This is a genomic window from Aestuariibaculum sp. YM273 (genome assembly GCF_030908365.1).
GTDB lineage: Bacteria > Bacteroidota > Bacteroidia > Flavobacteriales > Flavobacteriaceae > Aestuariibaculum > Aestuariibaculum marinum.
Map to the genome: position 1 here is coordinate 2,063,526 of NZ_CP133090.1, position 13,608 is coordinate 2,077,133.

9 protein-coding genes are annotated in these 13,608 nt (G+C 35.3%); 4 read left to right on the plus strand and 5 right to left on the minus strand.

Translation table 11 applies throughout. The features are described 5' to 3' along the window. Positions 1 to 105: 105 nt before the first annotated feature. From RBH94_RS08755 to RBH94_RS08770, 4 genes are all read right to left on the minus strand, one after another. Complete coding sequence (locus tag RBH94_RS08755; protein WP_307880567.1) at positions 106 to 1,200, minus strand: DUF6515 family protein; 1,095 nt, start codon at positions 1,198 to 1,200, stop codon at positions 106 to 108. A gap of 17 nt (positions 1,201 to 1,217) precedes the next feature. After that, positions 1,218 to 1,940 (minus strand): DUF2092 domain-containing protein, encoded by a 723-nt coding sequence (locus tag RBH94_RS08760; protein WP_307880568.1) that lies wholly within the window; start codon positions 1,938 to 1,940, stop codon positions 1,218 to 1,220. A 133-nt stretch (positions 1,941 to 2,073) separates the two neighbouring features. Next, on the minus strand, positions 2,074 to 2,475 hold the full coding sequence (locus tag RBH94_RS08765; RefSeq protein ID WP_188224205.1) for a DUF2541 domain-containing protein: 402 nt from the start codon (positions 2,473 to 2,475) through the stop codon (positions 2,074 to 2,076). A 309-nt stretch (positions 2,476 to 2,784) separates the two neighbouring features. After that, positions 2,785 to 3,675 (minus strand): YitT family protein, encoded by an 891-nt coding sequence (locus tag RBH94_RS08770; RefSeq protein ID WP_307880569.1) that lies wholly within the window; start codon positions 3,673 to 3,675, stop codon positions 2,785 to 2,787. Positions 3,676 to 4,125: 450 nt separating this feature from the next. Between RBH94_RS08770 and RBH94_RS08775 the strand changes: the two genes are divergently transcribed. The 3 genes from RBH94_RS08775 (at position 4,126) to RBH94_RS08785 (ending at position 11,473) form a co-directional block, all read left to right on the plus strand. After that, a complete protein-coding gene (locus tag RBH94_RS08775; protein WP_307880570.1) occupies positions 4,126 to 8,817 on the plus strand; it encodes a S8 family peptidase in 4,692 nt (1,563 codons plus the stop codon). Between the two features lie 6 nt (positions 8,818 to 8,823). After that, on the plus strand, positions 8,824 to 10,806 hold the full coding sequence (locus RBH94_RS08780) for an adenylate/guanylate cyclase domain-containing protein (RefSeq protein ID WP_307880571.1): 1,983 nt from the start codon (positions 8,824 to 8,826) through the stop codon (positions 10,804 to 10,806). Positions 10,807 to 10,888: 82 nt separating this feature from the next. Then, a complete protein-coding gene (locus RBH94_RS08785) occupies positions 10,889 to 11,473 on the plus strand; it encodes an HDIG domain-containing metalloprotein (RefSeq protein WP_307880572.1) in 585 nt (194 codons plus the stop codon). A gap of 38 nt (positions 11,474 to 11,511) precedes the next feature. Here RBH94_RS08785 and RBH94_RS08790 read toward each other — a convergent pair whose 3' ends face one another. Then, on the minus strand, positions 11,512 to 12,096 hold the full coding sequence (locus RBH94_RS08790; RefSeq protein WP_307880573.1) for an RNA polymerase sigma factor: 585 nt from the start codon (positions 12,094 to 12,096) through the stop codon (positions 11,512 to 11,514). Between the two features lie 135 nt (positions 12,097 to 12,231). Between RBH94_RS08790 and RBH94_RS08795 the strand changes: the two genes are divergently transcribed. Further along, positions 12,232 to 13,416 (plus strand): FecR family protein, encoded by a 1,185-nt coding sequence (locus RBH94_RS08795; protein ID WP_307880574.1) that lies wholly within the window; start codon positions 12,232 to 12,234, stop codon positions 13,414 to 13,416. Positions 13,417 to 13,608: the final 192 nt, after the last annotated feature.

Genomic DNA, 13,608 nt, shown 5'->3' on the forward strand with positions numbered 1-13,608 from the left:
CCAAAATGTTTGCACCTAATTTGTGTTTATTTAAATCAATCGATTTAAATATTTTCATGAAACATTAAAGCCATCAAAGATAGCTTTAATGTTTTTTAAAAGAATTTATTCGTCTTCAAGGACATCTACAATTTCATACATGTTTTTACCATCTACCTGAATAGGTTGATAATACGTGTCGCCAAATTGTACATAGGTTTGGTCGCCAATTTTTACTTCCTCTCCGCCTTCAGGTAAGTTAGGAACAATGGTTCCGGCAGTAGCAGGTACCACAATGTAGCCATCTGCATTTTGTTCGTAAAAGGCACCACCATAATAGTAATTGTTGGTTTCATTTACAGTAACTTTCTCTGCTTCATCTGGTATTGATGGTACTTGAGCCCCAATAGGCGCTTGAACCGCTTCAAAGCCATCTTCGGTTTTTAAATAGTAGGTGCCGTTATCGTAATGGTATTCTTCATTATTATCATTACTGTCGTCTATAATGGCTACAATAATAGCAGTTGTTGCCAATGAGGTTACGAAATAACCCCAAGGGTGCCAGTGTGGTCCCCAGTAGTATGGACGATAAGGATGGTAATAATATGGCCAATGACAATAAAATCTAAAACCTCCAAAAATATGAGGGGGACGCGTATAATGCCTATGACTGTGTCTTACATACGTGTTCCTGTGGTTATGTCGGTTATTGTTGACATTAATGTTAATGTTGTTATGACTGTTATTAATGTTGATATTATTGCGACCACCACCGCCTGTATTACCTGGTCTTCGATTTATAGTTTTAACATTTGAAGTGTTTTTATTCCGGTTAATAACTTGTTTTCCTTTGTTATTGTTAATGGTTGGCTTGTTTCTGTTAATAACCTGTTTGTTATTATTGTTAATAGTTGGTTTATTTCTATTTACCGTGGTTTTATTGTTAGTGTTTCTATTTGGTAAATTATTTCTGGATATCACTTTTGTGTGCCCTCCGTTTATAGAACCTCCTCTGTTTGTAGGTGTCGTAACTTTTCGGTTAGCTGTTGTTGGTCTGCTTACCGGACGGCTCGCAGGTTTATGAGCCATGCTTTTATTGCCTCCTCTTGAAACGGGATGTTTTAAGCGTTGAGCGTGCGTGGTTTCGGTTGTTCCTAAGCTTAAAATAACTATTAAGGCTGTGGCCGAAAAATATTTAATAGAGTTTAATATGAGTTTCATAGTTACTTGAGTTAAGGTTAGGATTTAGCCAGAATGCTTATTAGACTAGCATGCGGAGGGGGAGTGAAATTGTAAATAGCCTCTGGAATATTAGGGTTCAATTCCCAGTTGTAAAAGCTGGTTTCAAACTGTAAGTTACCTTCGGTTTTGTACACAATAATCAGTCGTTTAGGTAACATGGTCGTGTTACTTGTTATCCACAGTTGAATGTGTTTGTCTGCATTTGTGGCAGTAATGTAGAAACATTTTTCGCCATCAATACTACGTTGGCCTTCATAGCTAATCGTGTCGAAATCTTCAATAAGATCATCTGTGAATGATGGATAGAAAAAATCGGCTGCAGGGAATTTAAAATCGAATGCGGTATGCATGGAGTCGATCATAGTTAATATGGTTTCCGGTGCTTCCAGCGTCACATAATTATGTTCTGTTAACGAGTAATACGAAATATATTTGCCATCGTACCAATATCCAAAATTGCCTGCATCTCCATTTGTTGTTGAGGTAAATTTGTTTGGTCCGGTCATGGCAATATTACTTGTAGCATAGTAGGTGCTTAAATTACCATCGGTATCTAACTTATCGTTAGCTGTATTTATATCGAATTTAACCGATTCCAGACTACCAATGATATCTGCCATTTTATCAAGAATATAAACTGCTGTAGAATCAATGCTTTTGGTTTGGGCTTGAGAACAGAAAACAGCGAGTAGGACTATAAGGGTTAAAAAGTTTTTCATAGGAAAGTTTATTAAGAAGAAATGATACCTAATTAACCAGACGCCAACTGAAAATTAAGCGCGTAATTAGGAGGTTTGAAAAAAAACAAAAGCCGGATTTTATGAATTGAACCCGACTTTTAAGTATATGATTTTAATCTTTTCCTTTTTTACCCCAAACTTCAACTTTAGCTCTTTTGGTTAATATAACTTTCCCTTTGGTGTCGTATTCTAACTCCAGGTATTTTACTTTATCCCCTTTGCTTGGAACGGCATAAGGTACTGATGACATACCATTGGTTAAAACACCAAGACCTTTGGCGTCGTATTCTTTTTTTTCACCATTTTCCATAACAATGGTAACACTTTTTAGTTCCAATGTACCTTGTGTACAGGTCAGTTTTACTTTGGTTATATCTTTTTCAGAACCGGTAAGCGTCACTTTATCTTTTTCATTTTTAAAAGCAACAGTCTTTTCAGCTAATTTTTTCCAGTTGTCGTTTTGTGCAGGTGCAGCAACAGAAATCAAGAAGAATAGAATAAATAAATATTTCATTGTAAAAGGTTTAGGTTTAACATTTTCTGTCTTAAATTTAGTGAATTATCTTCACTTTTTCTTACATTTTTTAAATTTTAATATTTAGATAATCTAGGGGTGTTAAAACAAAATAGCAAGGCTAATGTTTTGGTTTAATTTGAGTTAAGGTCTAGGTTTGTTCGTCTAGCGATACTTTTTGATAAAATAGGTGAAAATCATCCTGTTTTTAGAACTGAACAAGTCTCTAACGAAACTCGAACAAAACCCGAATAAGAAATTAACGGAACCTCTGGCGTTATTTTTGCTGAAATTTTTGAATAAAAGTGGTTAATGGTTGCTACGTTTACTTACAATGCCACCGCCAACTTCATTAATGTTTTGCACATACATAAAGGCTTTAGGGTCGGCACTTCTAATGGCTTTTTTTATTTTATGAACTTCAATTCTGGTGACCACGGCAACAATAATATCGCAGTCTTGTTTTATGCCGTAAGACCCCGGTAAGTTACCTCGTTCGCCTTTGTAGACGGTAACCGCCTTTTTAAAATCGTTTACAATTAAGGATTTTACCTTTTCGGAGTCTGGAGCTATGATGGTTAAAGAAATTAGCTTCTCAAATCCATCAACGACATAGTTTGAAGTTTTTAGTGCGGTATAGAAGGTTACAATGGAGTACATGGCTTTTTCAATACCTAAATAAAATGCAATGATTAAGAACAACGTGGTATTAATGGTCATGATAATTTCGGCTGTAGATAACCCAATACTTTTATTGGTATAGGCCGCAATAACTTCAAGTCCGTCGATTACTCCGCCTCCCCGAATAACAAAGCCTATACCCAGACCAACAAAGACACCACCAAAAATAGCGGTTAAAAAATGGTCGTTGGTAACTTCCGGAACAGGTAATACATGCATTACAAAACCCAGTAAAATAACAGCAATTAAAGAACTGGCTGCGAAATTTTTACCGATTTTTAAATAACCAATATATACAAAAGGAAGGTTTAAAAGAACCAGTGGGATACTTACGCTTATATGGTAAAACTCATGGATTAAGATGGAAATACCTAAAAGACCACCATCCAGAAAATGGTTAGGTATCATAAATCCCTTTATGGCGAATACAGCAAAACAAACTCCCAAAAGGGTTAATGATAATGATCGAAACGAAAAAATGGTTTTGAAGTTTAACTCTTCAGAATTAATATCACTCATATAAATTTAATTAAAATGAAACTGAACATGCTGCTAATTAATTCAAAAAGAGGTGGTTCATGTGTGATATGAGGACAGTCTAAGGTACGTAAAAAAATACATAGTAATTCTATTGTTTGAAAATAACTACTACAGTATGTGGTGTATTCTTGTTTAAATCTGTTGTTTTAGGTTCTAATTTAACATGTTGATAGTTAGTATGTTTGTTAAAACTTGTATTAATTTTAAATAAATGTTAAAAAAAATAGAGATTACATAATTTATTAACAATATAAATATTGTAATGTTAAATATTGGTTTATTTGGTTAATAATCAATTATTTGTGGTAAATTTACGAGGCTTCTCGGGTCACCTCTCAACCTCTCTAAGATTTATGGTATAGTAGTATTGGTCATTTTTTACGCTAGAAACTATCGTGAAATGTGGATTTAACTATAAATCTTTTTAGTATGAAAAAAAAATACTCACCTCAGGATGTCTTTTTGTTTTGCCTCATAGTTTTTTTTATTTCACTACCATCTTTTGCTCAGAAAAATAAAGATATAGAGCCCGTTGTTTATTGTGTTAAAGATTTAAGCAATGGTCTGTATCAAGCAACCTTTAGTTATTATAACCCTACTAATAAGGAAGTGGTTATTGATGAATCTGGAAGTATTATAAAAACGAATAACGGGAAAAAAGTTGCTAAAGGTTTAAATAAATTTAAACCGGGTACCGTAGAAAAAGTGTTTACTAAAGAGTTTGGTCCGCATGACTATGTAGAGTGGACCATTATCAGTAACGGTAATACTCACACAGTAAGAGCAAATGCTAATTCAGCGAAATGTAACCCTGATGATGGTTTTGTTTTTCCAGTTATTGGAAATAACGGGAAGTCGTACGATCTTATAGGGCAGGAATTATCTTCGTTGTGTGATGGCGTAGCAGGAGAAACACCTTCCGAATTAATTTTTCAAATAGAAGCGGGTAAGGTGTTGGTTGAAATTGTACCAGTGGCTAACCAGATGCAGGCAGTACTAAGTTTGCTTCAAGATACATTTAACATTCCGGCTTCCGACTTTCTTCTGGATATATCGGAATATTTAGGGTTGGCAGCGATAGATGTATATTTTAATCCAGCAGACTTATGCGCTCTAAACGATTATCCGGATATTATAAATTTCGCCAGACCAGTTTATCCGGCTTATAATAATTCCGGAGGAATTCTATCGCAAGGCGATGGTGCTCAAACTTCAAATTTGGTGCGACAGTCATTTCGAATAATTCAAGAGGATGGTACTGTTTTACCTGTAGATGGAACAGGAGTTAAAATAGGCGTGTTGTCTGATAGTTATGATATGGCTTTAGGTTCCCCTGAGTATGCCGCACTTGATGTTGAAAATGGCGAGTTGCCTGCAGGTATTGAGGTTTTAGAAGATAATAAATATAAGTCGTCTGATGAAGGGCGAGCCATGCTTCAGATTATTCATGATGTAGCTCCCGGAGCTTCTTTAGCGTTTCATACAGCAACAGCATCACCCAGACAGTTTGAAGTGGGGTTTAATGCTTTAAAAGATGCTGGTTGTGATTTAATAGTAGATGATATTACGTTTATTACAGAACCGTTTTTTGGAATAGGAAGAATTTCAGAAAACGTTCAGTCCTTTGTGGGGCAGTTAGGTAAATTTCATTTTACATCGGCCGGAAATGTTGCAAATAAAGGATATCAGGCAACTTTTAACAGTTCACCAAGTACACCATTAACTAATTTTATTCCAAATGGAACGCCTACAGTAGCACATGTGTTTGGAACAAATACTGATGGAACACCTGATTATTTACAAAAAATAAGTGTGGTTCCAGGAACCTATTTAATTGCGCTTCAATGGAAAGAGGATGTAGCATCACAAGAGAATCAATTGGGTGCAGATAACGATTTAGATATATATATTGTTGATGATGCAGGACGGTTACTGGTGGGAAATAATCGCGTTAATGTAAATGGTGATCCTACCGAAATTATTGTGTTTCGATCCACAGGCACCGGAGATGCTAATATTTTAATCACGAGTGCCAACGGTCCAACGAATGTACCGTTTCGGTATATCGCTTTTAGAACTACGGGAGAAGATGGTACTGCAGACGGACTTTCATTTCCGGAATATTTTGGCGATGGTGCCCCGACGGTAAGTGGGCATGCCATGACACCGGAATCTGTTACTGTTGGAGCTGTAGATTATCGTTTTGCAGACAATCCTGTTGCAGAAGCCTTCTCCAGTTATGGGGGCTTACTAAAAGATGGTGTGACGCTTGATGTTGATATGTATGCTCCTGACGGAGGTAATACGGCTTCGACTACCATAGGTCAATTGGCAACATGTGATACTTGTGACAATGATGAAGCCTTAAATTTTTACGGAACTTCGGCAGCGGCACCGCATGCAGCAGCTGCAATGGCTTTACTTAAGTCGGCGTTACCCTATTGGTATCCCGATGGTTCAGGTGCTTCTACCTTTTCAGATGGTCAAGCATTATCCACGTTTAAGAATACAGCAGTTAACTTTACGGCTCGAGATGGCGGCAATGCTCAGTTTTTAAATACTTTAAATGCTTTTAAAAGTATAGCAGCACAAACGGCTAATATCACATCTTTAACTATCTTAACAGGAAACCCGGGAGCCGAACCTATTACACTCTCTATAATAGGTGAGTTCTTCCCGTCTGAAAGTGAAGAGCCTTATCCGGCGAAAGTCTTTTTTGATGGAAATGAGATTACCGACATCCAGGTGGTATCGGATACAGAGATTATAGCTGTCATTCCAGAGTTTACTGGTAATCCTGATTTAAAGATATATACCGAGCCCAAGCCGGGAACTGAAGGTAATGGAGGGTTTTCAGATCCGGTTAAAATATTACCAGACGGCAAGTACGCTATAAATATTGTGCCTAATAATACTGCATTTGAATATGGACAGGATATTAGTCTGTCCTATTATGTTCAAGGTTTACCTCCTGAAGATATTGAAGATGCAACCTTATCTTTCCCTGAAATTATGACAACACTTGGTTTTCCTGAAGTAATTTTAAGTTCTGGTGCGGATGCTAAATTGGCTTTAGGGGAATATCCTATTGTTTTTGATTATGTAATAACCCCATCCTTTGCGGAAGAATTATCTACTGAGTTATCGGAGAAATATCAGGTGAATTTTGTGTCTGGTTATATAGATCCAGACCCAGATATTGGTAAGATCGGGTATTTAACCATTACTAAAAAAGATTTAACAATTATGCCTGAAGATGTTGTTTATACCTATGGTGATGCCATTTCAATAGGGTTTAATTATCAATTTGATGGTGCAGGAATCTCAGATGAAGATGGTTTTAGGTTATTAATTGATGAAACTCATGCTAATGACTTTAAAGATGGTATTCCTAGCAAGTTTCAGGCGGTGGTAAATAAATTTCGAGCGGTTGTAAATGATTATGATTTGAGCTTTTTAAATGGTGGTAGCTGGAGTGCCTCAGAGCGTACCATACAAAATAAATTTCGGGCTGTTGTAAATGGAATGAATGTAGTAGACCTTGAAACAGATGATATAACCAATTATATTTCTGCTAGAGATGACTTTGATAGTGGAACAACGAGTAAGTTTAGGGCTGTAGTTAATAAATTTCGAGCGGTAGTAAATGCCGAAGATTTGTTTACAGGAGATGTTGAGTTGGGAATCGAGAATAAATTTCGAGCGGTTGTTAATAAGTTTCGTGCAGTAGTGAATACAGATGACCCTGATAGGCCTTTTAAAGATTATGGTGAGGTATTCACTATTATCGATGCAGAGGATGCTCCGCCAGAAGACGGATCGGATGATGAACGCGCCATTTCTGAAATTTACGCTTTAAATATGATAACAGGTATTGATGTGACGCCAACCGATGAGGATACCCATCAAGTGTATCCGGGTGCATTCTTAAATGAAATGTCAGCAAACTTCAATATTACTTACGGTGTTGGGAATGTAATTATTAATCCAAAGGATTTAAATGTTAGTACTGAAAATATAACCATGCCTTACGGAACTAATTTAACAGAAGCTATGCTTTTGGAAAAGACAACTTTTGAAGGATGGGCTTTTGAAGGTGAGGCTGTGGAATCTGTTACAACTGTTTTTCCAGATGGTGTGCCATTTTACTTTGTTAAGGATAATGTGGAGTACGAGTTATCAGAACTTGATATGCTGGGTGCATATGAGATTAAAATCAGAAACCCTAATAATTATGTGATACATAATCTGCTAAATGAAACTTTCGGCACCTTAGTCATTACACCAGCTACCCTTAATGTTATTGTTTCTCCGGAAGAATCTGTGGTTTATCAAGGGGAGCAACCAGAACTGATGTTTACGTTTGATGGCTTTGTTGGAGAAGATAGTGAAGATACGGTGTTTCCAGATGGTGTTCCATATTATTTTGTGGATGATACGGATAATGTTTTTTATGATACAAATATCCCAGGATCTTATTATGTAAAAATTACTGAACCTGAAAATTACATAATTGTTTCTAATAATGCGCATTTGTTTGTAAATCCATCAGACAGTTCCAGAAAGGTACGTACGTATGCCGATTGTGTGTCTTACGACCCTAACGCGATTGGGAGTTTGAAATACACTGTGGTTTACAGGTATGAAAATGATAATGATTATCCAGTGTATGTTAATGAAGGTGAGGATAATAAATTAACAGGAGCAGAGCATAGTGGATTACTCCCAACCGTTTTTATGCCTGGGGAGGGAACCTTTGAAATTCAATTTGATGGAACCCAATTAGTTTGGAGTTTAACAACTTACGACGGGACACAAAAAAGTTCGGTGTCATCGGCATCAACCAGTGAGAGTGGTAAATGCGATGCGAAATTAGACGGTGCCTATTCTATATATCCAAATCCGGTTTCTACAATACTGTATATTGAGCAGAATGTCATGGAAAATAATGTGTCGGTTTTAGTGATCAATATGTACGGATTTGTAGTAATTGATGCAGGTACTTTTGTTAACCCTCTTGATACTATAGAGGTTAATATGTCTGGCTTGCCCGTAGGATTATATATCGTTAGGATTGCTAGTGAGACTGAACTGAGAACTTATAATATTTTAAAAGAATAAAATTGTATGCAATTAAGGTCAGGTATAATTTTAGTCTGTTTTTTCTTTTTCTTGTCTTTTTCTGGTATGGCTCAAAACAGTACCATTGATAGTTTGAAACATGTTGTTAATACAGGAGTTAAAGACACTTCTATGGTAATTAATCTAAATGATTTAAGTAGAGAGGTCTTGAATATTGGCGACATTAATAAAGCTCACGAATTTGCACAAAGAGCAAATGAATTGGCTACTAGTTTAGATTATAAAAGAGGGAAAGGCTATGCGTTAAAATACATTGGTCTTACTCAATATTTTCAAGGGAAATATTTAGATGTGCTAAATTCCTGGACCGAGTCTTTAAAAGAATTTGAATCCATTAACGATACTATTGGAATGGCAAACCTTGTTAATAATTTAGGGGCCGTTTATTATAGCCAGGGAAGTAATGTGAGGGCCTTGGATTATTATTTGAGGTCGTTAAATATTTCAGAGAAATTAAAGGATCCTTTGCGAATTTCATCTGCCTTGTTAAATATTGGAGGGCTTTATGCTGAAATGGGGAGCTATGATAAAGCCCTTGAATATTATAATAGATGTAATGATTTTAAGGAAGAGTTAAAAGATCCGCAACTTGTTATTAGTTACTTGATGGGAGTAGGAGAGGTTTATTTCAAAAAGGGACTTTATGATGAAGCGCTTTACTATTATCAAGAGGCATTATCAAGTAATGATAAGGTGGCTTCAAGAGCGGATATTCTTATAAAAACAAGCAGGGTACTTTTAAAGAAAAATGATATTGAGGAGTCTATAAAATATTTAAATGAGGCCTACAATATTGCGCAATTAAATGCTTTGCAGCTTGATGAAGTACAAGCATTGTATGCCTTAGGAGAAGCTTATAAATATAAAGATATTACTAAGTCAATTGAAGTTTATGAAGAAGCAGAAATTTTAGCCAAGCGTATTGAAGCTAATGATGAATTAAGGGATGTGTACAAAGGTTTGTCTAGTGCATATGCTTTAAATCAGGATTTCAAAAAGGCCTACCAGTATAAGGAGTTGTATGTTGCCAAAAAGGATAGTTTATTCAATTTAGAAACAGATGATAAAATACGTGGACTTCAATTTGATTTTGATTTAGAGAAGAAAGAAGATCAAATTGGACTCTTGGAGAAAGAATCGGAAATTCAACAGTTAAAACAAAAGCGCCAAAAGAGTGTTATTTTAGTGTCGTTGCTAACCATACTTGTTGTCTTTATTTCTGCAGTAGGGTTGTATAAACGGTACAAGTTTGTGAAGGCAACCAATCTGATTATAGAGCAGGAAAAGAAACGCTCAGATAACTTATTGCATAATATTCTTCCTGAAGAAACAGCTGTGGAACTTAAGGAGAAAGGTAAGGTGGAAGCTAAGAAATTTGAATCGGTTACTGTGTTGTTTACCGATTTTAAAGGGTTTACCTATTTTGCAAAAGATTTATCTCCTGAAGAACTGGTAAATAGTGTTGATTATTATTTTTCAAGATTCGATCAAATCATGGAAAAATATGGCATTGAAAAAATAAAAACTATTGGAGATGCTTATATGTGTGCCGGCGGATTGCCTTTCCCAACCTCTGATCATCCTTTTAAAGTTATTATGGCTGCTTTTGAAATAGCCCGGTTTATTGATGAAACAAAGCGAAATGCCGGAGAAAATGTAACTACTTTTGATATTCGTATAGGGGTTAATACAGGTCCTATTGTAGCGGGTGTGGTTGGAATTCACAAGTTTGCTTATGATATCTGGGGTGATACGGTAAATGTTGCATCAAGGATGGAGACACTTTCTGATCCTGGAAGAATTAATATCTCTGAAAATACTTATGAAATAGTGAAAGATGTGTTTGATTGTAAATATCGTGGTGAGATAGAAGTAAAGAATCGAGGTATGATGAAAATGTATTTTGTGAATGGCGTAAAAGATCAGGAGTTTTTAGACCGACTTCAATTGAAAAAAACAGCTGTTTAAAAAATTCTTATATTTAATAAGAAAAATATTATAAATTACTTTTGTCAATTCCAAAAGGGATTGGATCATAAAGCACTAGCGTATGAAAGGCTATTTGAAACTAAGAAAACATGCTCTACATATTTTAAATACAGAATTGCCTGAAGAACTTTGCTACCATAACATTATTCATACGTTGGATGTCCTTAATGTGGTTAATAAATACATAAGACGCGAAAAAATAGATGGTTATCATGCTAAATTGCTGCGTGTTGGAGCTATTCTTCACGATATTGGTTTTACAGTGGGAAGAGAAAATCATGAAGAAAAGGGCGTTGTAATAGCAAAACGATTAATGCATCAATATGGATTTCCTGAGGAAGCTATTAAAACAGTAAAAGGTTTAATTATGGCAACAAAAGTCCCTCAAAATCCAAGGACTCATTTAGAGGAAATAATATGTGATTCCGATTTAGATTATCTTGGGCGTCGTGATTTTTATGTTACCGGAGATCAGCTTTTAAAAGAATTAAACAATCAAGGATTAGATTTGGATGTTGACCAGTGGAATAAAATGCAGGTGGCGTTTTTAGAAGAACACAGGTATCATACTGAGTTTGCAAAAAAATACAGGAAACCAAAAAAAGTAAAACGAATTAGGGAGCTAAAGGATTCTTTAAAAATGTAACAAGGGGTAAAGATACCTGTTGGAGAGGCTTCTTTAAGTTATTTTTTAATATCGAATAGAATAAACAGGATCTCTTTCAATTGTTCTCCAATTAAATCTCTTAAAATTCGGTAAGCTTTTGTTATTTGTCCTTCTACTGTTTTTACCGAAATACTTAGGTATTCTGCAATTTCAGAGTTCGTTAATCCGTCTTGTTTACTTAATAAAAAAATCTCTTTACATTTTTTTGGAAGTTCTTCAATGCCTTGAGTAACCATTTCTATTTTTTTTGAAAGTATTTCGGCATTATCATCCTCAATAGTTTCGTTAATAGCTTCAATATAAGTTTCTTCAATAGATTGAAAAGGTTTTTCTTTGCGGTAATGACTTATGAAATTGTTAAAGGTCGATTTATAAAGCAGATTTTTAATAGGTAAATCTGGATTCAGTTTTTTTCTGTATTTCCAGGTTTTTAAAAATGTATTTTGAACAATATCTTCAGCCGCAGCGTGATCTTTAGTAAGGTTGAGGGCGTAAATATAAAGCGGTTTATGGTAGGTATTTATAAGGTGCGAAAAGGCCTCTTCATCACCGTTTTGGAGCTGACGTATTAAGTTTATGTTATGTTCCTGTGATGCGGACATGAATAAGTTTGTGTCAAAAAAAGAGAAATGTTTCGTAAATGTCACAAAAAAAACAATAAAAAGTAAAAAAAGAAAGAATAAAAGTAAGGGTAGGTGATTTTTGTTGAGTAATAATTAAAAACAAGGTAGCAATACATGTCTAAGAATATAGAAAACATATTATTAAAGTATTTGTCGCAATCTGCATCTCCTGAGGAGTTAAAGGAACTTTCGAAATGGTTAGAGGATTCGAAAAATAAACAAATTTTCAAAGAATTTGTGAAGACCAATTACGCTATAAGTTATAGTGTAAATACACCAAATACGAAAGCTACGGTAGATACTTTATTAAAAACAATACGTAAGCAGCCTAAAGTATTTAAGTTACAAACCGTATTTAAGTATGCAGCCATATTAATTTTATTTATTGCTGTTGGAATTGGTATATACAATCAAACAAATACTAATGTAGAAGTTATAACCGAAAATGCTTTAAAGGAAATTCTTCCGGGAGATCAAAAGGCAACATTAGTTTTGTCTGATGGTACCATTGTTGATTTAGCGGCGCATCAGGAAGAATTGATTGCTGAGGATGAACTGGCAAGCATTCAAAACACCAAAGAAGGTTTAGTTTATGATGTGTTGGGGGATGCAGATGAGGTAGTGGTAAAAGCCCCTAAAATAAATACCCTGAATGTGCCTGTTGGAGGTGTGTATCAAATAAAATTACCTGATGGTACTAAGGTGTGGTTAAATTCGGCAACCTCGTTAGAGTTTCCAGAACGTTTTGTAGGAGAGCAACGTGTGGTAACTTTAAAAGGAGAGGCTTATTTTGAGGTGACTAAAGGCAAACGTCCTTTTATCGTAAAAACCAATTCGGCAGATATCACTGTTCTTGGTACTCAGTTTAATGTGTCGTCTTACGATGATGACGAATATTTCTCTTCAACATTGGTTGAAGGAAGTATCGCCTTAAATTCAAATTTAAAGGATCAAAGCAGTACAATATTAGCACCTGGACAACGAGCTGTAATTGAAATGATGAATCCGAGTATAGATGTGGCTTCGGTCGATACTCAAGTCTACACGGCATGGAAAGAAGGTAAATTCTATTTCGAGCGTGAGCGTTTAGAGCAAATTCTGGTAAAAATGAGCCGTTGGTATAATGTAGATGTGATTATAGAAAATGAAAGCTTGAGGAATGAAACATTTACCGGAGTGGCTTATAAGAATAAGCCGGTCGATTACCTGTTAAACATGATTAGTAAAACGACTAAAGTCAATTATAAAATAACAAAAAATACAAGTTCTGGGAAATATGAAATAAGGTTAACCAAGTAAGATTAGTAACAGAAAAATGGGAAATGCTGCAACATTCCCCATTTAGATTTTGTTAGCTAATAAAAAACTATTAAAACTCAATAAATTAACTTAACACACAAATGTATGGAAAAAAAGTTAACCACAAGAAGTTGTAGGTTACTCAGTAAACACAAATCTTTAATTATACGATTCATGAAACGTTCTCTCATG

What these genes read in the sequence shown, in the direction of transcription:
- RBH94_RS08755 (WP_307880567.1), bottom strand. Translation starts at nt 1,200, where the DNA reads ATGAAACTCATATTAAACTCTATTAAATATTTTTCGGCCACAGCCTTA.
- RBH94_RS08760 (WP_307880568.1), bottom strand. Translation starts at nt 1,940, where the DNA reads ATGAAAAACTTTTTAACCCTTATAGTCCTACTCGCTGTTTTCTGTTCT.
- RBH94_RS08765 (WP_188224205.1), bottom strand. Translation starts at nt 2,475, where the DNA reads ATGAAATATTTATTTATTCTATTCTTCTTGATTTCTGTTGCTGCACCT.
- RBH94_RS08770 (WP_307880569.1), bottom strand. Translation starts at nt 3,675, where the DNA reads ATGAGTGATATTAATTCTGAAGAGTTAAACTTCAAAACCATTTTTTCG.
- RBH94_RS08775 (WP_307880570.1), top strand. Translation starts at nt 4,126, where the DNA reads ATGAAAAAAAAATACTCACCTCAGGATGTCTTTTTGTTTTGCCTCATA.
- RBH94_RS08780 (WP_307880571.1), top strand. Translation starts at nt 8,824, where the DNA reads ATGCAATTAAGGTCAGGTATAATTTTAGTCTGTTTTTTCTTTTTCTTG.
- RBH94_RS08785 (WP_307880572.1), top strand. Translation starts at nt 10,889, where the DNA reads ATGAAAGGCTATTTGAAACTAAGAAAACATGCTCTACATATTTTAAAT.
- RBH94_RS08790 (WP_307880573.1), bottom strand. Translation starts at nt 12,096, where the DNA reads ATGTCCGCATCACAGGAACATAACATAAACTTAATACGTCAGCTCCAA.
- RBH94_RS08795 (WP_307880574.1), top strand. Translation starts at nt 12,232, where the DNA reads ATGTCTAAGAATATAGAAAACATATTATTAAAGTATTTGTCGCAATCT.